The sequence below is a fragment of the Haloferula rosea genome, from assembly GCF_016595525.1.
Taxonomy (GTDB): Bacteria; Verrucomicrobiota; Verrucomicrobiia; order Verrucomicrobiales; family Akkermansiaceae; genus Haloferula; species Haloferula rosea.
On sequence record NZ_JAENII010000010.1, the window covers coordinates 137,837 to 159,046 of the forward strand.

14 protein-coding genes are annotated in these 21,210 nt (G+C 61.1%); 7 read left to right on the plus strand and 7 right to left on the minus strand.

All coding sequences use genetic code 11. The features are described from left to right. The first annotated feature begins 125 nt into the window (after window positions 1-125). Window positions 126-713, plus strand: coding sequence for a hypothetical protein (locus JIN81_RS13505; RefSeq protein WP_200280642.1), 588 nt, complete (start codon window positions 126-128; stop codon window positions 711-713). A 190-nt stretch (window positions 714-903) separates the two neighbouring features. On the opposite strand, the gene JIN81_RS13510 is transcribed toward JIN81_RS13505, so the two are convergent. From JIN81_RS13510 to JIN81_RS13530, 5 genes are all read right to left on the minus strand, one after another. Continuing rightward, window positions 904-2,463: a glycerol-3-phosphate dehydrogenase/oxidase gene (locus JIN81_RS13510; RefSeq protein ID WP_200280645.1), complete on the minus strand. Its 1,560-nt coding sequence runs from the start codon at window positions 2,461-2,463 to the stop codon at window positions 904-906. Window positions 2,464-2,490: 27 nt separating this feature from the next. Continuing rightward, a complete protein-coding gene (gene glpK / locus JIN81_RS13515; RefSeq protein WP_200280648.1) occupies window positions 2,491-3,996 on the minus strand; it encodes a glycerol kinase GlpK in 1,506 nt (501 codons plus the stop codon). Window positions 3,997-4,051: 55 nt separating this feature from the next. Next, window positions 4,052-4,876, minus strand: a complete 825-nt coding sequence (locus JIN81_RS13520) for a methyltransferase domain-containing protein (protein ID WP_200280652.1) — start codon at window positions 4,874-4,876, stop codon at window positions 4,052-4,054. A gap of 77 nt (window positions 4,877-4,953) precedes the next feature. After that, window positions 4,954-6,324 carry a Gfo/Idh/MocA family protein gene (locus JIN81_RS13525; protein ID WP_200280655.1) on the minus strand — a complete coding sequence of 457 codons (1,371 nt, stop codon included), beginning with the start codon at window positions 6,322-6,324 and terminating at the stop codon, window positions 4,954-4,956. 309 nt (window positions 6,325-6,633) lie between these two features. Beyond that, entirely contained in the window at window positions 6,634-8,814 is a 2,181-nt protein-coding gene (locus JIN81_RS13530) for a carbohydrate-binding protein (protein WP_234044901.1), read from the minus strand. A 178-nt stretch (window positions 8,815-8,992) separates the two neighbouring features. Between JIN81_RS13530 and JIN81_RS13535 the strand changes: the two genes are divergently transcribed. Further along, a complete protein-coding gene (locus tag JIN81_RS13535; RefSeq protein ID WP_200280661.1) occupies window positions 8,993-10,051 on the plus strand; it encodes a sialate O-acetylesterase in 1,059 nt (352 codons plus the stop codon). Between the two features lie 67 nt (window positions 10,052-10,118). Here the strand turns inward: JIN81_RS13535 and JIN81_RS13540 are convergent, their stop codons facing one another. After that, on the minus strand, window positions 10,119-11,471 hold the full coding sequence (locus JIN81_RS13540) for a dihydrolipoyl dehydrogenase family protein (RefSeq protein ID WP_200280665.1): 1,353 nt from the start codon (window positions 11,469-11,471) through the stop codon (window positions 10,119-10,121). A 170-nt stretch (window positions 11,472-11,641) separates the two neighbouring features. Here JIN81_RS13540 and JIN81_RS13545 point away from each other — a divergent pair, with 170 nt between their 5' ends. Both JIN81_RS13545 and JIN81_RS13550 read left to right on the plus strand, forming a co-directional pair. After that, window positions 11,642-12,757, plus strand: coding sequence for a glycerate kinase (locus tag JIN81_RS13545; protein ID WP_200280668.1), 1,116 nt, complete (start codon window positions 11,642-11,644; stop codon window positions 12,755-12,757). Continuing rightward, entirely contained in the window at window positions 12,754-13,164 is a 411-nt protein-coding gene (locus JIN81_RS13550) for a cupin domain-containing protein (RefSeq protein WP_200280671.1), read from the plus strand. The genes JIN81_RS13545 and JIN81_RS13550 overlap by 4 nt, the downstream gene beginning before the upstream one ends. Window positions 13,165-13,169: 5 nt before the next feature. On the opposite strand, the gene JIN81_RS19330 is transcribed toward JIN81_RS13550, so the two are convergent. Then, entirely contained in the window at window positions 13,170-14,015 is an 846-nt protein-coding gene (locus JIN81_RS19330; protein WP_200280674.1) for an AraC family transcriptional regulator, read from the minus strand. A gap of 173 nt (window positions 14,016-14,188) precedes the next feature. Here JIN81_RS19330 and JIN81_RS13560 point away from each other — a divergent pair, with 173 nt between their 5' ends. The 3 genes from JIN81_RS13560 to JIN81_RS13570 are packed head-to-tail and all read left to right on the plus strand — an operon-like array spanning window position 14,189 to window position 21,150. Then, window positions 14,189-15,052 (plus strand): phosphoenolpyruvate hydrolase family protein, encoded by an 864-nt coding sequence (locus JIN81_RS13560; protein ID WP_200280677.1) that lies wholly within the window; start codon window positions 14,189-14,191, stop codon window positions 15,050-15,052. A 12-nt stretch (window positions 15,053-15,064) separates the two neighbouring features. Next, window positions 15,065-16,282: a Tm-1-like ATP-binding domain-containing protein gene (locus tag JIN81_RS13565; protein ID WP_200280681.1), complete on the plus strand. Its 1,218-nt coding sequence runs from the start codon at window positions 15,065-15,067 to the stop codon at window positions 16,280-16,282. Continuing rightward, window positions 16,279-21,150: a PVC-type heme-binding CxxCH protein gene (locus JIN81_RS13570; RefSeq protein WP_200280684.1), complete on the plus strand. Its 4,872-nt coding sequence runs from the start codon at window positions 16,279-16,281 to the stop codon at window positions 21,148-21,150. Before JIN81_RS13565 ends, JIN81_RS13570 begins: the two co-directional genes overlap by 4 nt. The last annotated feature ends 60 nt before the right edge of the window (window positions 21,151-21,210 follow it).

The following is a 21,210-nucleotide window of genomic DNA, read 5'->3' on the forward strand; positions in this document are numbered from 1 at the left end:
AGACGCCGATGAGAGCCTTTGATCTGGCTCCGCATCGGCGTCACGCTAGACTCCAGGCAGAAACAACGTACATCAAGCCATCGGCTGGCTGCAGTCTTCCGGCCACCTACTTCATCTTCCCGACCATGAACATCTCCCACCTCCTTGCCGCCACACTCACCACTTCCGCTCTGGTATCCTGCACATCCATCGAAGGTGTCACCGAGACCACCGCCGATGTGAGGGAAGGTGTGCCCGGAGGGCATGTCGTCGAGACCACCACCATCCAAGCGACCGTGACCGGCATCGATGCCCGCAAGCGGGAGCTGACGCTGGTCAGCCCGAAGGGCAGGAAATCGACGATCAAGGTGGGCTCCGAAGTTTCCAACTTCGACCAGATCCAGATCGGCGATCAATTGAAGATCACCCTGACCGAGGAAACCGTGCTCCGCATGATCAAGCCGAACGAAAACCTGAAGGAGTTCAGCGAATTCACCGGTGAGATCCCCGGTCAGGGAAGGAAACCCGGGCTCAAGGCCAGTGGCGATTATCAGGTCATCGCCACGGTCTCGGCGATCGATACGAAACGCCGCAAGGCCACCCTCGAGTTCTCTGACGGCACGACCCGGAAGGTCAAGGTCCGGCCTGACATCGACCTCACCCAACATCAGGTCGGAGACAAGGTCCTCATCCGCCTGACCGAAACCGTGGCGGTTCGCATCGAGAAACCCTGAGACCACCGGTTTCAGATTCCGTGGGAGTGCGCCCCCATCCACGGCTCCCCCCCCGCCCGCACGGATCACGATCCACCCACCTTTCGTCCCTCTCGGGACCACGTGCGCAAGCACGCGATTCCCCCAACAGGATCTGGGAACAAGGAACCAACTCTGCCACCCATGGAGTCATCATGGGGCGGTATCAGGGTCAATTCACGACGTAGCCCTCCGCGATTTCCTTGAAGGCCTGCACCTGGTCCCTCTGCCAGGACTCGTCGCGGCCCAGTTCAGCCGCAAGGAGCTCTGCCACCCGGGGAGCCATCTCCATCGAAACCACGGCATTCAGAAGCAAGGCCCGGGTCCGGCGCGACAGGCAGTCCTCAACCGTTCTCGCCATCTCATGGCGCGCTGCCCAGACCACCTCCGCACCAATGATCGGCAAGCTCTCGTGAATCGGCTCCGACCACCCCGGATTCGACTTCGCCAGTTCAAGAATCTCCCGCGCATCGGAGCCATAGACCGCGAGATCCCCCAACTTCTCAGGGTTCGAGTGGTGACCATGAATGTTCAGCTTCCTGGTGATGCAAGGACCTTCATCCAACGCCGCCACCGTCTCGGCATGATTGACACAGTCCTCTGCCATGTTCCGATAAGTCGTCCACTTGCCACCGCAAACCGTCACCAGGCCCGATGGACCGATGTGGATTGTGTGGTCACGCGACAAGGCTGCGGTGTTCCCATCCCCACTGGCCTTTACCAACGGCCGGATCCCGGCAAAGGCCGACAACACATCCGCGCGCGTGGGTTCCCGCTCCAGATAGCCCGCAGCCGTTTCGAGAATGAAATCAATCTCCTCCTCCATCGGCCTCGGCTCGAGGGTGGATTCGTGAATCGGCATGTCAGTCGTGCCTACCACCACGTGGTGATGCCAAGGAATCGCGAACATCACGCGCCCGTCCGAGGTGTGGGGAACCATGATGGCCGTATCATTCGGCAGAAACGACTTATCCAAGACGAGGTGAACCCCTTGGCTTGGCGAGATCATCTCCTCCGCGCCGGGGTCATCCATCCGACGCACACCGTCAGTGAAGGGGCCCGTGGCATTGATCACCGCCTTTGCCTTCACCTGATGCAATTCGCCGCTCTCTTCATCCACGAAATTCAGGCCTGAGATGAACCCATCCGAATTCTTCTCGAGCGACGTGACCTTTGCATAATTCACGAGCACCGCTCCCTGCTCGGCAGCCGTCTGCGCGAGATTGACAAGGAACCGCGCATCGTCGAACTGGCCGTCGTAGTACTGCACCCCTCCGAGCAGTCCTTCGGTCTTCAAGGTGGGAATGTGCTCGAGGGTTTTCTCCTTCGACATCAGGACGGAGGGGCCGAACCCGTATTTCCCGGCCAGCATGTCGTAAACCTTCATCCCGATCCCGTAGAACGGCGCTTCCCACCACGTGTAGTTCGGCACGATGAACCTCAGGTCGCTGACCAGATGGGGCGCATTGTCCCGCATGATGCCACGCTCCTTGAGCGCTTCCATGACCAGCGAGACATTGCCCTGTTGAAGATAGCGGACGCCGCCATGGACCAGCTTCGTGCTCCGACTGCTGGTTCCCTTGCCGAAGTCACTCTGCTCCAGCAACAGGGTCGAGTAGCCCCGGGAAGCAGCATCCACCGCCACCCCTATCCCGGTCGCCCCCCCGCCGATGACCACCATGTCCCACGTCTCTTCCCCACGAACCCTCTCCAGCATTGATTCCCTCTTCATCGTTCTAATTTCGGTGGTTTGCCTTCATCATTTTCCATCCTTGTCCGTCAGCCAGCCCAGTGATCTTCGAACCGCCTTGTTCCAGTTCGCCCGCTTCTCCGCCACCTGGTCCGGAGGCATCCGCGGTTCGAAGACCCGATCCACCTTCCAGTTGGCCACGAGTTCGTCCACCGAGCCCCAGAACCCTGTCGCCAACCCAGCGAGATAGGCTGCCCCCAACGCCGTGGTTTCGACCATCGTCGGCCGCACGATGGGCATCTGGAGCACATCGGACTGGAACTGCAGCAGGATCTCATCACGAGTCGCACCACCGTCCACCCGCAGCTCGGGAATGGGGGCATCCGCATCAGCCACCATGGCATCCAGCAGATCCGCGCTTTGGAAGGCCATCGATTCCACGGCAGCGCGGGCAATGTGGGCCGAGGTCGTGCCGCGTGTCAGACCGAATATCGTCCCCCTCGCATACTGGTCCCAATGGGGAGCTCCCAGCCCCGCGAAGGCCGGCACGAAATACACCCCTCCGGAATCCGCCACCGACCCCGCAAGACCCTGGATATCGGCGGACTTCTCGATCATTTTCAGTCCGTCCCGCAACCACTGGACCACCGCCCCACCGACGAACACACTTCCCTCAAGGGCGTAGGTCATCTTCCCGTCGAACTGCCACGCGATCGTGCTGAGCAGGCGGTGGGACGACTTCCGGGGTTGGTCACCGCTGTTCATCAACATGAAGCAACCCGTCCCATAGGTATTCTTCACGTTACCAGGCTCATGACAGAGTTGCCCGAACAGAGCGGCATTCTGATCCCCTGCCATCCCGGCGATCGGGACACCGCGGCACGCCAGCCCGGCGGAGACCTCACCGTAGACCTCGCTGGAAGAACGAACTTCGGGAAGCATCGACGCAGGAACCCTGAACACTTTCATCAAGTCTTCGTCCCAAGCACAGGTCTCGATGTTGTATAACATGGTCCGGGCTGCATTGGAAGCATCCGTCACGTGGACCGATCCCCCCGTCAGCCTGTAGACCAACCAACAATCGATGGTCCCGAAGGCCAATTCCCCCCGCTCCGCCCGTGCCCGTGCGCCCTCGACGTGATCGAGGATCCACTCGATCTTGCTGCCTGCGAAATAGGCATCCGGCACAAGCCCCGTCCGACGGGTGATCAACGCTTCTCCCTCGCCGCCCTTCAACCGGTCGATGCGTTCGGAGGTCCGCCGGTCCTGCCACACGATGGCACGATGGATCGGCCGCCCGGTCGATCGATCCCAGACCACCGTGGTTTCCCTCTGGTTGGTGATGCCAATCGCGGCAATGTCGTCCGCAGAAATTCCGGCATTCGACATCACCTCGTCGGCAACTCCGGACTGGGATGCCCATATTTCCTCCGCATCATGCTCGACCCAACCCGGCTGTGGAAAAATCTGTTCGAACTCCCGTTGCGCGATACCTCGGATCTCTCCCTCTCGGTTGAAAAGGATTGCTCTGGAACTGGTCGTCCCTTGGTCGAATGACAGGATGAATCGGCTCATGGGTCTGCGGATCTGATGAGATATCAGGCCCTCCACCCATCGTCAAACTCCCCCATCAACAAGGGATACCCGACTTTACCAGCAGGAACTTCACCCGCCGGGAATCCCCACTCCCACTCCCGAAGAAAGCTTCCACCGTGCAACCCGGAACCGTCACGGGGTCAAACGAGGGCGGCACCTTCATCCAGACCCTGTCGATATGGGATGAAGCCGCCAAGAGACGCTCACATGGCGCCAAATCCCCGAGCTCCACCCGTGCCTTGTCATACCGCTCACCCCACGGTGGATCGATGAAAAGCAGATCCGCCTTCTGTCCAGGCACCAGTTCAACCGCATCACCGCAGACAAACTCAATGCGGCCCTCGACTCCGTAGACCTTCGCGTTGTGCCGGGCCATCGCGATCCGCGCCTCATCGAGCTCGATGGCGAGCACCCGGCAACCTGCCCGCGCAAAGCCGATCGCATTCCCACCGGCACCCGCACAGGCATCGATGACCTTCATCCCACCCGCCCGCTCACCGATCTCCAGTGCCAGCGACTCCGGCGTTAGCGAGAACTTCCCTTCGGCATCGAGACGGGTGCCCTTCCGACTGAAGCCAATGCTCCCTTTGCGATAACGGCGCGCCTCCTCCGTCGCCGCCTGCCGGAGTTCCTTGCGGTGAAGAGGTGGACGGACCTCGAATTCCAGCAGGGAGCCCCCGATGCCGACACCGCGCAGCCGGGCTGACAAGTCAGCCGCAGCCTTGCGGCCGAGCTGACCGGTCAACTCAAGGCGACCATCGGCCAATTCGATGGATTCCCACGAGCCCGGCCCGAGCAGGCGCTTCCAGTCGAGCCACCCCGGGATCGGCCGGACACGGATCTCAAACGGTCGACTCATCCACGTGGACAAAGGTGAAGCCGGCGACCATCAGACATCATTCATGGAAACCCGCTCCGCACTCAGCAGCCCGAAGACTAGGACTTCCAAAGCTCCTCACCAGCGGCCCACCCATCGCGGACCGGCTCCTTGATGAAGGCATTGAGCTCGGGTCGGTTGGTGATCTTCATGTTCTTCGAATCCCATTCGATCTTCCCACCGAATCGCTGTGCAATCACGCCAAGCAGAGCCACCTCGGTCATCGGCGCCGCATAGTCGAAGTTTGATCCCGGTTTCGGGCCACCCTTGATGGCATCGATCCACTCACCGAAAGGTCCACCCTTCACCCGGTCATACTTCTGCTCCACACCACCGGAATCGCGGAAGGCGATCTCCTTCTTCTTGTCGGTGTAGCGCGGATTGTTCGAACGGTGGTCGAGGAAGGCATTCGCGTCCTCGCCATACCAGAACGACCCGAGATCCGGGATCTTGCCCCAGCCCCAGTCTTGTGGGCTCTTGATGGGCGTCCCTCCGTTGAGGCGGCCATCATACCAAAACATCGAGCAGGCCTCCTTCTTGCCGCGAGCCGGGAAATCAAACCTCACCACGCTGTAGCTTGGAATCATGCCGTCCATGGCAGGACCCCGCTCCACACATTCAATGACCGTCGGAGCGTAGAGATCCAGAATCCATACCGGTCCGTCACCGATGTGACAGAACCAGTCTCCGAACTGTCCGGTTCCGAAGTCGTTGAAACCACGCCAAGTCTTCGGATGATAGAGGCGGTTGTAAGGGCGATCCTCCTGTGGCCCCAACCACAGATCCCAGTTCACTTCGTCAGGCACCTTCTCGCCCTTCATCGGCATCGAGGCAGGTTGCTTGAAATATCCACTGCCCCACTTCGGACCATTGATCCCCAGATGCACCTCCTTGATCTGTCCGAAACAATCGGCCTCATACATCTCGCGCATCTTGCGGATCCCGTCGTAGGTGTGCCCCTGGTTCCCCATGTTGGTGATCACATCATACTTGTGCATCGCCTTCCTCAGCGTCCTCGCCTGCCAGACATTATGGGTGAGCGGCTTCTGCGTGCAGACGTGAATCTTGCGTTCCATCGTGGCCAGGGTCGCATGGAAGTGGGTGTGATCCGGCGTATTGATGCACACGCCGTCAATCTTGTCCCCCAGCTTGTCCAGCATCTCGCGGAAGTCGGTGAACTTCTCGGCTTTCTCGATCTCGGGAAATTTCTTCGCATGCTGTTTGAACATCCGGGAGTCGATGTCGCACAGCGCGATCAGGTTCTCGCCCTTGCATCCGTCGTAGGCCATGCCGGCGATGTTGCCGGCACCCACCATCGCGATGTTCAGCTTGCTGTTCGCCGAGACACCGGGCTTGCCGATGGAAAAACGGGGGAGAACGAAACTTCCCGCTCCGACAGCGGCCGTCTTGATGAACTTTCTGCGTTCCATGGTCAAATTGGGTTCGAATGATCGGGATAACGTTGACTCCGGAAGTAACCCGATCATTGGCCGAAGCAAGAACGGATTCCAAGATGACCCGATGTAGACAAGGAAACCATCAAAGCCGGATTTTCGGGTTCCACTACGGATCGGGTCGCACATATCCTTCAACGTTTGTGCAACGTCCCCAGATGCACGATCTGGGGTCATTCCGCCCACGCGTCCAGTGGCGGCCACTCCGCCGACCCACTCCAGCTTCCTTGTTCTTGTTAGAACAGAAGGACCCCTCTCCCGAAACACGGTGACCGGAAACGGGAATCAATCTGAACCACTGGAGACCGGGGAAAGCGTGAACTTGCGCAGCGTCACTCCCTTGACCTCGCCTTCACGGAAGAACCTCAGCCGGTTCGCTCCGGATTTCAACTCGACCACGACCGGATCAGACGTTTGCCACATCCCGACCGTAAAGGGCAGTGCGATGACCTGAGGTGAACCCGACTCATTCACCTCCAACTGCAGGGCCTGTTTCCAACTCGGCGTGACCACCTCCATCCGGAGTTCGTAGCGACCGGCTTCCGGAGCATCGAACTCATATTCGAAGTCCTGATGCCCCCCGGTTCGACTGTAGTGCAGCAGCGCGTTGCCGCCGGTATCCTTCATCAGGATGATCTTCCCGTTGCTCTTCGTGGGCCTGGTGGTCGCTACGGCAGGAATCGTAATCCGCCCGTCCTCATCGAGGGTGATCTTCCGGTCCTCACCACTCAGCTCCGCGTTCACGATCTCCACCTTCTCCTTGGTTTCATTCGCCTCCCCGATATCCTCGCCCACCGCTGCCAATGCCTCCGCCTTCGAGTCAGCAACGATGCCGCGCTGAGCATACAGGGCCACCGCATTCCAGAATTCAGGTTTCCCTGACAGCAGACCAAACACGCGGGGTTCCCCCACGACATCACCCATCCATTGGGCGCGCTTCACCTTCATGAAGACATCCCCCGCCGCCCGAGCCTGGGTATTGGCAAGAAAATCCAGATCCTTGTTGTAGCGCGTCTTGGTCCAGCCGGCTCCCCAACCGCCACCCAGGCAGACAACCCATCCATCCGGCGTCCAGTGGGCCAGCGCGGCATGGCCTCGTTGGGGACGTGCCGTGGTCGGAATGCCGAAGGCCCGCAGGATGAACCTCCCGAAGAACGCCCGACGCCCACAGATCCCCCCGTTCATCAGGATATTCTGGAAGAACTGGAGCTCGTCCTTGTCATACTGATTGTCCTGGGAACCGTAGCGGATGTCACTCCTCACCGCAGCCACGTAGCGCCAGCGGTAGTCGGGTGTCGTGATATGATCCGGGCGGTAATTGCGCAGCATCTCCCTCCCCCACTGCAGGATCTCGTCAGGCTCCTCACCGTTGACCACCATCCGATAGTCCCAAACGGTCAAGTCGACGAAGGCGGGGTCCAGCTCACCATCGAGCAGCGCCTTCTCGAAATGAAGATATCGCTTCACCGGATCCACCACCGCAGGGGCATCGGTTGCCGCCACCGCATTTCGCTGACCCACCGGCACCGCATGTTCGAGGCTGATCGCGAGTGCGAGGCGCTGCAGGGCCCCTTCGCCAGCCATCTCACTCGCCTGCCAGATGTCGCGGTAGATCTCGAGCGCTCGCCCGTAGCGGCCCTCCCTCGCACCATCCGCGACGAGCATCTGCACCAGCAGGTCGTCCGCAGAAAGCAGCTTCTCAACCAGCGCCTCCTGCTCCTCGCCCTTCTCGGCAAAGGCAGCCAACCCACGCGGAGTTGCCTCCTTCATCACGACATATCTCGCAAGCGCCCCGTCCAGCGCGTTGCTCGAAAGTGCCTGATCCAGGCCAAACTCGCTGAGCTTCCTCATCGGCCCATCTTCGGCCACCACCAAGGCAGCCTCCGCCGATTTCAAAGCCAGTTCCACTTCCGCGCGATTCTTCTCCGCCGCCACCAATGCCGCTTGCCGTTCCTCCAACGCCTGAAGCCCATCCAGTCGGTTCTGCTCCCACTTCGCCAGATCCGCTTCCGCCGCCTTCTTCTCCTCGTCCGTGGTGGCCGATGCCATCGCCGCCTTGGCGGCAGCAATCCCCTTGTCGGCCCCGCCGATCCACTTGCCCTTGGCGTGGGCGACAAGCGCTTTGGCTGTCTGGATTTCTCCCACACGTTTCCGCGCATCCTCCAGCGCCGCCTTCGCCGCGACCTCCTGATCGATCGCCGCGAAAAACGCTTCTCGTTTCGAATCCGAAATGTCGGGCAAGCGGTCCGCCAACTCGGACCGGAGCTCATCCATCCGAGCACCATACTCCGCCGCCAGACTCTCCCCTTTCCCGGACAGAGGCAGCGCAGCACCTTCATCCTTCGCAGCCACCATGGATGAACCCACGAACAACACTCCGATGGCACACAGCCCACGTTTCAAGTAATTCATCGCATCAGTTGTCATGGGTTTTTCGGCAATCAGGCTCAGAATGCCCTGCTTCACCGCAAGATCATCGCCTAATAACGGCGGGATCACCCGGAAATTTTCAGCGTTCTGTCGGGAGGCTGCCCCTGAGGGTCCGCCGATCCCGAGCGGACCCGAATTTCCGGCCATGAGTGCGAGCGGGGAAAGAACCCTCCGCATGATGGAGTAGTCTGCTGCTGAAACCTCAAACCCTACGATGAAAACCCCTCCTTCCTGGCATTCTCCGCTTACCCGTCTCGGCGTGATCCTCGCCCTACTCCTCAGCCCACCTCTCTCCGCGGCTCCGGCGGACTCAAACTCGCTTCCTGATCCGGACGGCAAACCCGCGGACATGAGCAAACCCGTTAAGGTCTTCATCCTGATGGGGCAGTCGAACATGCTCGGATTCGGCACGGTCGCCGGGAACAAGGAGGGTACTCTGGAACACGCCACCAAAGCAGGGAAATATCCCTTTCTCATCAATGACGACGGTGCCTGGACCACCCGCATGGATGTCCGGAACGTGCGGGTGATGAATTTCAAGGATCACAAGAACGACTGGCTCACCGCGGACAAGACCGGGAGAATCGGTCCCGAAATCGGTATCGGCTGGCATCTTGGGGAGCACTTCGACGAGCCCGTCCTGGTCCTCAAGTCATGCATTGGAAACCGCAGTCTCGGATGGGACCTGCTCCCCCCCGGCAGCAAGGCCTACGAACACGACGGCAAGCTGCAACCCGGCTATGGTGAGACCCCGGAAACCGCCGGCAGCGGCGAGAAATACGAAGGCAAGGAATGGTACGCCGGCAAACAATGGGATACCGACATCGCAAGCGCACGGCAGGTGCTGGAGAACCTCGAAAAATACTATCCCGGAGCGAAGGGATACGAAATCGCCGGGTTTGCATTCTGGCAAGGTGACAAAGACCGCTACAATGCCGCCCACGCCGCGACCTACGAAAAGAACCTGGTCCAGTTCATCAAGGCGCTGCGCAAGGAGTTCAATGCACCGAACGCCAAGTTCGTCTGCGCGACCCTCGGTCAAACCGAGAAGGGAGCAACCGGCAAGGAGGGAGAGATCCTCAATGCCCAGCTTTCCGTGGATGGCAGCGCGGGCAAGTACCCGGAATTCAAGGGGAACGTCGCCAGCGTCTATGCTCACCCTCTTTCAAAAGGGGGAGCCTCGAATGGTCACTATGGCAAGAACGCCGAGACCTACATGAACATCGGCCTCGCCATGGGTGAAGCACTCGTCGGACTCTACGAGGACGAATGACCCCCTGGAGATCCGACTCACCCAAGCGACTCACGGATCGCACGGAGTCAGGCGCCACTCGTTCCGCTCAGCCCACCATGTTCTTCACATCCGAGGACATGGTTGGGTAGGCCCATGGAAATGAGGCCAGATCGTCGGCCTTGATCCCATGCTTGATGGCGAGCGCGAACACATTGATCACCTCGGCCGCATCATGACGCGCGAGATGCGCGCCGAGAATGCTTCCATCCTCTTCGGAGACCAACACCTTGTAGCCTGCGTGATTCTCACCGATGCGTTTCGACGATGCCCACGAAATGGAGAGGTTCTTGTGCACCTGAAAGGCCAGACCCTTCTCCCTTGCTTCATCCTCACCGAGTCCTACTGAAGCAAGCGATGGAATGGTGAACGTCGCGCTTGGCACCACCTCCAGCCGCGGACGAACCAACTCATCACCGAGCAAGCTCTTTGCCACAGCCTTCCCGTGTTCATCCGCCACGGCCGCAAGGTCCATGCCCGATGCGGCGCAATCCCCGATCGCAAAGACCCGGGGATTCGACACGCTTCGCATGAACTCATCGACCACCACTCCCGATCGATTGGTTTCGACACCACCATCATGGCCATCCAGCACACTTAGATTCGGTGCCCGACCGGCAGCCTCGAACACCGCGTCGGTCTCAAGCACCGCTCCCGTGGAAGTGGTCACCTTCAGAGCCTCTCCCACTTTCTCAACCGCACGAACCTCTTCCTCGGTCCGGATCTCAATCCCCAGCTCCTTGGCCGCCTCGAGCAACACCCCCACCATCTCCCCATCGAAGTTCTTCAGGATTCGATCCGACCGCTGGAGAATCGTGACCTTCGCCCCCGCATGCGCCGCGACAAAGGCAAATTCACAAGAGATGTAGCCCCCGCCGACGAACAGAATCCGCTCCGGCAAATCCGGTAGATCGAGAAAATCGTCGCTCACCCCAACATGCTCGCTTCCCGGAATGTCGAGTTGGACCGGTGTCCCGCCCGTCGCCAGCACGATCGTTTCCGCGGTGAGCCGGCGCCCGTCGACTTCGATGGCATCCTCCGCGACCATCCTGGCTTCACCACGAATCGGCGTGGCTCCCGCCTCCCGCCAATCCTCGACCTCCTCCTCGGATCGCCCCTCAAGAAACTCGCCCTTCAATGCCTGCAGCGCCTTCCAATCCGTCCGCGGCGCCGCCTCGATCCCCTTGCCCACGAGCTGACGCCCCATTGCCACCGCTTCCGCATTCGCGACGAAATACTTCTTCGGCTGGCAGCCGCGCAGGGCGCATGTCCCTCCAAATGGACGGCTATCGATGATGGCCACCTTCTTGCCGGCCTCAAGCAGAGGCGTGGCGCAGTAATAGGCGGACGTGCCGGACCCGATGAGGATCACGTCGAAATGGTTCAGTTCAGGGGTTTCCATGGTTTTGATGGGACATGAGACATGAAAGAACACGCTCTTCCAGTTCATTCGCCCGAACCCTCCAACGGATGTCGTCTCCTGCAACCCTTGATCGACCCGCTTCCGTGAAAACCGAAAACGGTGGCTTTTCTCGGGCGGCATGTCTGCTACGGAGAAGGACGTAGAAACGAATGACGCGCCGCATCCTCATCGCCCCCGACAAGTTCAAGGGCTCTCTCACCGCCATCGAAGCCGCCAACTCGATTGCAGAGGGGGTGCGCCGGATCGACCCACTGGCCGAATTCGATCTGTGCCCGATTGCAGATGGAGGCGAGGGATTCATGGAAGCCGTGGCCAAGGCCATGAAGGCCGACTGGGTCCACTGCGAAGCGGTCGATGCTCTGGGACGTCCCATCAACAGCCGCTACGTGCTTGCCGGTTCCTCTGGCGAAAGGATTGCCGTGCTGGAGATGGCGGAAACCGCAGGTCTTTGGCGATTGCACCCGTCCGAGTACAATCCGTTGAAGGCCACCACACGCGGCGTCGGCATGCAGATGGCCCACGCCATCCTTCAGCACTCGGTGGACCGGATCATCCTCGGTCTCGGAGGCAGCGCCACCAATGACGCCGGCTGCGGCATGGCATCGGCACTTGGCGTGAGGTTCCTCGACCATGCCGACCGCGAACTCGGTCCCATTCCTTCGGATCTTCAGAACCTTGCCAACATCGATGCGGACTCCATCATCGGACTCCCCGCCATCACGGCGGCCTGCGATGTCGACAACCCGCTACTCGGCCCTCGTGGGGCCACCTCGGTTTTCTCAGCCCAAAAGGGTGCCGACCCGCCGATGAAGCAAAACTTGGAACGAAGCATCACTCGCCTGGTAGAGGCAGGAGGCGCGTCCGACATCGCAGCATGCCCCGGCGCCGGTGCCGCAGGTGGGCTCGGCTTCGGGCTGATGTTCTTCGCCGGGGCACGACTTGTGTCCGGCTTCGACCTCCTCGCCGACCTTCTCCATCTCGACTCACGCATCCAGGCAGCGGACCATGTCATCACCGGAGAGGGATCGATCGACCACCAGAGCCTCTCGGGCAAAGGTCCGGTCGGCCTCGCTCGGATGGCACGCAAGCGCCACAAACCCGTCACCGCATTCTGCGGCATCGCCGATCAGGCGGCGCGCGACAGCGGTGAGTTCGACGGACTGCACGCCCTCACTTCGAGCGGACTCCCCCTCAAACAGTTGATAGAACAAGCCGCGCCCCTGCTTATCGACCTCGTTGCCAACTCAGATACCCTCGAACCATGAAAAAGTCCCCGTTCATCACCGAAGCCGATGCCATCAAGGAAGACTTCGAAGGCCGCACCAATTACTGGATGTGCCGTCCTGAGATCACCAATGCCAAGGACCTCCAAGTTTGCCGCGCCGTCCTCCCACCTGGAAAAGGACATGATTTCCACCGCCATCCAGAGAACGAAGAAGCAATCTACGTCCTCGAAGGAGAGATCGAACAATGGGTTGGAGAGCAATCCCAACGGATCAAGAAGGGCGAATGCGCCCACATCCCCGCGGATGTCGTTCATGCGTCTTTCAACCGGAGCGATCAGGATGCGGTCATCCTTGCCATCCTTTCGCCGGGATCCCAGAAGGGGCCATTGGCCGTCGACATGTTCGAGGAGGAGCCTTGGGCATCGATCCGACAGTCCAAGGCCTGACTCGCTCAATCCCGAAATGCAGACGGTCGACACCCGATCCACTTGAGGAAGGTGTTCGAGAAACTCGTCACACTCTCAAAGCCGACCTGACGGGCCACCGCCTCGATCTTGTCATTCGAGGTCGAGAGGATCTCGCGCGCACGCTGGAGCCGCAGATGGGTCAGGTGCTGCATCGGGCTACGCCCCAACTCCTTGTGGCACATCCGACGCAGATGCTCTCCACTGACAAAGGCGATCCTGGCGAGGCCATCGAGCGTCCAATCCGCGGCAAGGTCGACTTCGACCTTCCGCCACACCCGCCAAAGACGTTCATCGGTGGTGTGCGGCTGTGCAAAGCGGAGCACGTATTGATGAATCAATTCCGCCCAATGATGGAGCGCCGGCAGGCTGGACTCACCCAGGCATTCCGCCCGCAATCCCTCAACGGCGGCCTTCAAGGGAAGACCATTGAAGCAGCCGGAGACCGGTGACACCGCGGTCACGATCGGTCGGGTGTCGCGCGACTCCGCATAGCGGACCCACACAAACGACCACGACTTTCCGGGCAGGCACTTGAAGGCATTCGTCACGAACGGGGGCAGCAAACAAGCCTGCCCCGCGCCGATCCGCTTCCATCGGCCATCGGCGAGCACCACTCCCTCCCCCTCGATGCACGCCAGCATGTAGGTCCCGCTCTGATGACCTCGGACAATCTCGGTGGACGGACGGGCCAGCATCAAGCCACAGTGCGCGATCCCATGTTGAGCCAGGAGCGGGCACTCGGGCTCCCCCCTCATCCACTCGGTCACCTCATACTCACCGCAAAGCACCGCCGCCAATCTGCTCCCGGGCCCGAGAGTCTCACGGTCCACTTTCGACTCAGATTCCGGTAAATCCCTCCCTGCCATGCAGGCTCTACCATACCCTCCCAGTCCCACCCGTCGAGCCACACCTCACCCAACCATGTGGATTTTCGATAAGTTCTCGTGGGAGCGATTCGTCTTCCTCCCTCGACCGCTGGAGCTCCCGACCCTATTCCTCAGGGATGCCGAATCCATGGACCGGGAGAGGAAATCCCTACACACGCACCGAAGTCATCGAACGATTCAACGACACCCTGTCGAAGGGTGAGGCGATCATCGTCGCCGGAGCTGGCTCCGGAATCAGCGCCAAATTCATCGAAAAAGGCGGTGCCGACATGATCATCATCTACAACTCCGGACGCTTCCGGATGATGGGTCACGGCTCCACCGCCGGCTTGATGGCGTATGGCGACGCCAATGCCATCGCCATGGAAATCGGTGAATACGAAGTGCTTCCCGTGGTCGACGAAATCCCGGTCATCTGTGGCGTCCATGCCACGGACCCACGCCGCCGCATGTGGCACTGGCTCGGCAAGGTGAAGGAGATGGGGTTTTCCGGAATCAACAACTTCCCCACCCACAGCATCGTCGACGGACACTTCCGCGGCGTGCTTGAGGAAACCGGAATGAGCGTCGAGAAGGAATTCGAAGCCGTCGGGCTTGCCCACAAGATGGACATGTTCTCCATCGTCTACGTCGGGTCGCCCGAGGAAGCTGCCAAGATGGCCGAGCAAGGGGCGGATGCCATCATCGCCCACGTCGGCACCACCGTCGGCGGCTCCATCGGCGTGCGCGATGCCGTCGTTTCATGGGAAGACACCATCGCCCAAACCCAGGCCATCATCGATGCCGCCAAAGCCGTGCGCGACGACATCTTCTATCTCTGCCACGGCGGGCCCATCAACACCCCGGAGGATGCCGACCGCGTGATCCAGGCGACCGACTGCGTCGGGTTCGTCGGAGCATCCAGCCTCGAGCGGATGGCGGTCGAGGAGTCCCTCACGAACCTGACACGCCAGTTCAAGTCCATCACCATCAACCGCTGATCCACAGTCACCATGGCCACCATCGCTGTCCTCGGAACTCTCGACACCAAAGGCGAAGAACACCAGTTCGTCGCCGAACTGATCCGCGCTCGCGGGCACGACGTGGTCCTCATCGATGTCGGGACGGGTGCGCCCCCGACCCACAAACCCGACTTCACCCGTCACGATGTGGCGACAGCGGGAGGGAAGGATCTCGACGCCCTGATGGCGAAACAGGACCGCGGAAGCTGTGTGGTCGCCATGAGCGAAGCCGCCCCGATCTTCCTCGCCTCACTGGCGGAACAAGGCCGCATCGACGGCGTCGTCTCGCTCGGCGGCGGCGGCGGCACCGCCATTGGCACGGCCGCCATGCGTGGGCTTCCCATCGGCTTTCCCAAGCTCATGGTTTCCACACTGGCAGCAGGCAACACCGCCCCCTACCTCGGCACCAAGGACATCGTCATGATGCCAAGCATCGCCGATGTCGCCGGCCTCAATCGCCTTTCGCGCACCATCTTCTCACGCGCTGCAGGAGCCATCTGCGGCATGGTCGAGGCCGAACTCGACGACAACGCCACCAAACCCCTGATCGTTGCAAGCATGTTCGGCAACACCACCACCTGCGTGACCGAAGCCAAGCGCCTCCTCGAAGAACAGGGCTACGAAGTCCTCGTCTTCGCCGCGACCGGCGCCGGTGGCAGGGCGATGGAGTCGCTGATTGAAAGCGGCATGGTTTCCGGCGTGCTCGACCTCACCACCACCGAACTCGCCGACGAACTCGCCGGCGGCGTCCTCACCGCCGGCCCCGATCGCCTTGAGGCAGCTGCCAAGGCCGGCATTCCGACAGTCATCGGTCCCGGCTGTCTCGACATGGTCAATTTCGGGGAAATGGACAGCGTCCCTTCGAAGTACGATGGGCGTCGTTTCTACATCCACAATCCACAGGTCACCCTGATGAGGACCACACCCGGGGAATGCGCCGAACTCGGCAAGATCCTTGCTGACAAGGTGAACCGCTACTCGGCCCCCGCCGCCGTGATGATTCCCACCAAGGCGATCAGCGTGATCAGCGCTGAAGGACAGCCTTTCCACGACCCGGAGGCCGACGACGCCCTGTTCTCAGCCATCCGCGAGCAATCAAATGTCGAGATCACCGAACTCGATCACCAGATCAACGACCCGGAATTCGCCCGCGCATGTGCCGACAAGCTACTCAAACTCATTCAAAGCTCATCCACCGCCAACCCATGATTCGCCACGCCCTTCTTCTCGCCATCCTTTGTGCACTGCAGTGCAACCTCAGCGTGGCGGAGGACGCGCTGCGGGTCTTCATCCGCTCCGGCCCCAAAACCCACGGACCCGGAGCTCACGACCATCCAGCCTTCCTCAAGGACTGGACCGCCCTCCTCAACGAACGCGGAGCACGGGCGACCGGAGGTGACCGGTTTCCCACGGCGGACCAACTGGCGGAAACCGATGTGCTGATCCTTCATGCCAAGGAAGCGGGCAACATCGAGGGAGAGGACCGCAGGAATCTTGAAACCTTCCTCAACCGTGGTGGCGGCGTCGTCGCGATCCACGGCGGCACCGTCTCCCGCGACCCCGACTGGTTCAAGTCGGTCATCGGCGGCTCGTGGCGCTTTGGCCAAACCAAGTGGCTCGAAGGGCCCATGTCGCTCTACTTCACCGACCGCGAAAACCCGATCACCCGCGCTGTGTCGAACTTCGATCTCGACGATGAGATCTACTACGACCTGGATCTCCTCCCCGAGATCCAGGTCCTCGCCGCCGCCTACACGCCGAAACCCAAGGAGGGTCCGGCCGAAGAAGGGCAGCCGGTCAACATCTACGACATCCAACCGCAGATATGGACCTACGAAACCAACGATCGCCGCGCCTTCGCCTGCATCCCGGGGCATCGATACAAGAACTTTTCCCACACCTCCCTTCAGACACTCCTGCTGCGCGGCATCGCCTGGGCGGGGAAGATGGAGGATCCAAACGCCCTTCTCTCCAACAAGGAGGCCCTTGATGACGCCCTGCGCTACCCGGTGGGCGGACCGACGCGACCCGAGGAAGCCGCGGACAAGATCGAACTTCATCCGGAGTTCGACCTTTCCCTTGTCGCCGCCGAACCGCTGATCAACAAGGCCATGAACCTCGACTGGGATGGTCAGGGACGCATGTGGGTTGTCGAGAGTCCGGAATACCCCAACGGCCTTCGCAAGGCGAATACCGAGATCTGGAAGGACTCCGGATCCGTGGAACCCGGTGAATATGATCGAGATCCACTCGACCGCATCAGCATCCTGACCGACACCGATGGCGACGGACGGATGGACAGGAAGCATGTCTTTGCCGACAAGCTCGAGCTCGCAACCGGCTTCGTTTTTCACAACAACGGCGTCATCGTTTCTGCCGCCCCGGACATCTGGTTCCTCGAGGACACCGATGGCGACGAAGTGGCCGACAAGCGCACAAGACTCTACACTGGCCTCGGCACGCGCGACACCCATGCGGTGATCAATAATCTCCGTTGGGGACTCGACGGCTGGATCTACGCGACCCACGGCTACTCCGCCGGGAAGGTCAAGCCGCTCGGCGCCCCCGAGCTTCCCGAAGTCGGAATCGGATCGGGAGTGCTTCGCTTCAAGCCCGACGGGACGCGCATCGAGATGTATTCCAGCAAGGGTGGCAATACGTGGGGCCTCGACATGACGGCCGACGGCCGCTGCTTCTGGACCCAACCTACCAGTGGCACCGTACTTTTCCACACCGTCCTGCCCGAGTACGTTCTGGAGAAGGGGAAGATCCCCGGCACCAACAGCTTCCACGGGATGATCGTTCGTCAACCCACCTTCCCCCTTCTGACCTGGGAACAGGCCGCCTACCGCCAGATCGATCTCGTCGGCTCCTACACCGCCGCCGCCGGCTGCGCGATCTATCAGGGCGGAGCATGGCCGGAGAAGTGGAACGACAGCTACTTCACCGGCGAACCCACCATCAACCTCGTCAGCCAGTATTTCCTCCGGCCCAATGGAGTCACCTACACTGCCGACAAGGAGCAAGGGAGAGAGAAGACCGAGTTCATCCGCAGCAGCGATCTTTGGTTCCGGCCGATTGAGACACGCGTCGGCCCCGATGGTGCCCTCTACGTGATCGATTTCTACAACCAGGCCGTCATTCACAATGACACCCGTGGCCCCCGTCACGGTCCGGCCAATGCCGCCATCCGGCCCGACCGGGACCACTACTTCGGCCGCATCTGGAGGGTGCAGCACAAGCAGGCCAAAACCGTGACGCTTCCCGCCCTCGACAAGGAGGACACCGACGGCCTCACCAAGGCGCTCGACCATCCGAATGCCCACACCCGCATGAGCGCGCACCGCCTGCTTCGTGAAGCGGGCAAGCCGGTGGCTGCGGCGGCCGGTTCCTCCCCCCTCGAAGCCTACCGAGAGTTCAGCGAAACAACCGATGCCGCCCGTCGCGATGCCCTGCTCAATGCATTCGCCGGAGCCGAGGACGACTGGACTCGTTCCGCGCTGATTGCGGCCGCTTCCTCCGCCCCCACCGAGTACATTCTCGCCGCACTGAACTCGCCATCACCGGATCCACTCGCTCCGTTGGTCGAGAATCTCCTGCCGTCTGCGCTGAAGGCCGATCCATCCTCCACGGCGACGAATCTGGTCGTCGCCTCCGCTTCCGCCCCGCAGGCGTCAACCGCACTCAAGGTCATCATCCTGCAGGCGCTCTCCACCAACAAGAAGGTGCAGCCACCCCTGACGAAGCCACTGACGGATTCACTCGGCGCCTTGCTCGGCGACGCCCAGACCGCGTCCACCGCACTGCCCCTGATCGCACGATGGGATCGAAATGGCAGCATGAAGGAAACCGTGGACGGACAGGTCGACAAGCTGGCGAAAAAGCTGACCGACACGACCGCGGATGCCAAACAGCGCCTCGACGCCGCCCGGGCTTTGATTGCCGTCGGAGAGGAAACGGCGATCGCGGCCACAATGGTGACCCTGCAAGACCCCAACACCCCTGAATCCATCCGACTCGGCATTCTTTCCAAGCTCGGGGAAACCGCCCACGCCACCCGCCTTGCACCAATCTTCAGCCAACTCGATCCGGCACTACAGAATGCCGCCTTCGACGCCATCGTCGCCCACCCCGCCGCCGCCCTTGCCCTGTTGCAGGCCGTTGAAGGAGGCAAGGTCGAACCGGCTGACATCGGTCCGGGCAACATCGCACGCCTCCGCAACCATCCCGACCGGATGGTATCGGACAAGGCCGAGTCGATGGTGGAGAAACTGGTCCCGGGCATGAAGAAGACCCGGGAACTGATCGCTCAGTTCCTGCCGGAGGTGCGCAAACCGGGTGATATCGCCAACGGCAAGTTGATGTTCGCGGCCGCGTGCGCGATCTGCCACAAATACGATGACCTTGGTACTTCCGACGTCGGCCCGACCCTCAACGGCATGGGTTCCCACGGACCGGAGGAACTCTTGACCCACATCATCGACCCGAACCGCGAGGTCGATCCCAGCTACTGGCAGTGGAACATCACCACAAAGGACGGTCGCTCGCTTGCCGGCGTGATCACTTCCGAGAACGCCACCTCGTTGACCCTTCGGAGCCAGGCCGGGGACACCGAGCTCAAGAAGGATGACATCGCCCAGCGGGAAAACACGCAGCGCTCCCTCATGCCGGAGGGACTCGGTGGTCTCGGCCCGGAGGTCCTCCGCGACATCCTTGCCTACATGACATCCACGGATGCCGGTCGCTACCGGGTCATCGACCTTCGTGAAGCCTACACGGCCGATGCCCGTCGCGGGCTCTTCGCCGACGTGAAAGCCACGCGCGACAGTGTGTTCTTCCGGAAGTTCGGCCACGTCGATCTCGAAGGGGTCCCCTTCTTTCTCATGGATCCCGCCAAGAGCCCGAACGGCCGGAGCCTCGTCGTCCTGAAGGGAGGTCAGCCCGGAAACGTCGCCCGGACTTACCCGAAAAAGGTGGAGATCCCCACCGACATCGAAGCTTCTCGACTCTACCTCGTCAGCGGGGTCGCCGGTTGGGGTTTCCCGGCCATCGGCGATGAAAGGGTGGCCCTCAAGGTCACCCTCACCCACCAGGATGGCACGACCGAAAGCACGGAGTTCCTCAATAAGGTCCACTTCGGCGACTACAACCGCGTCATCAATGTGCCTGGCTCGAAGTTGCTCAAGGGGTGGGTCAAGGCAGGGCAGATCCGCATGCTCACCGTCGACATCAAGAAGCCGGGAACCATTCGTCAGATCACCCTTGAGAGCGCGGACAACAGGATCTCCCCCGTCATCGCAGCCATCACCGCCGACCTTTCAAACGAACCCGCGGAAATTTCCACAGCAGCAGCCGCCCACGGTACAACTCGACGCGACCTTGCCAATCTGCCCCCCAACAGCACTGCTGCCACCGGCCAGAGATTTGTCGAGCCCCGGAAAGCCGATTCCCTTCGGGTTCTGCTCGTCGGTGCCGGGCAGGCCCACCATTTCCCTCGGGACTTCATCGCCACTGATCGCGGGACGCTCTCCCGGATCAAGCACGCCGATGTCATCGGCACCATGAACCTCGACGAAGCCCTCGCCGCCATGCCGCTCGCCGACGTGCTTGTTTTCAGCGGAAATCACGACCAGTGGGGCAGCGAGCGCTTCCAACGGGCATTGCACGACTTCGCCGACAGCGGCAAAGGGATGGTCATGCTTCATGCCGCCACCTGGTCGCACCCTTGGAAGGGATACAACGAGCGCTTCGTTTCGGGGCGTACGACCGAACATGGCAAGGGCGAGTTTGACGTGACAATCAAGAGACCCCGTCATCCGATCGCCTCAAAGGTGAAGCCGAAGTTCACGATCTGGGACGAGAACTATCGCTTCCGATTCAAGGACGGATCCAAGCATCAACTCCTCGCCGTGAATGAGCCCGACAAGACCAAGGGCCCCATTCCCAGCGTGTGGATCGTCAACGACCCGAAGACCCGTATCGTGTGCATCACCCTCGGCCACGACCAGCGCGCCCATTCCCATCCGGACTTCAAGCAACTGCTGATCAACTCGGTGAAATGGGTGGGCGGATCCTGATCGTCACCCTAAGACAGTTCGCCAGAACCGGGGTTGCCGCAGATCCACGAACCGAGCTCC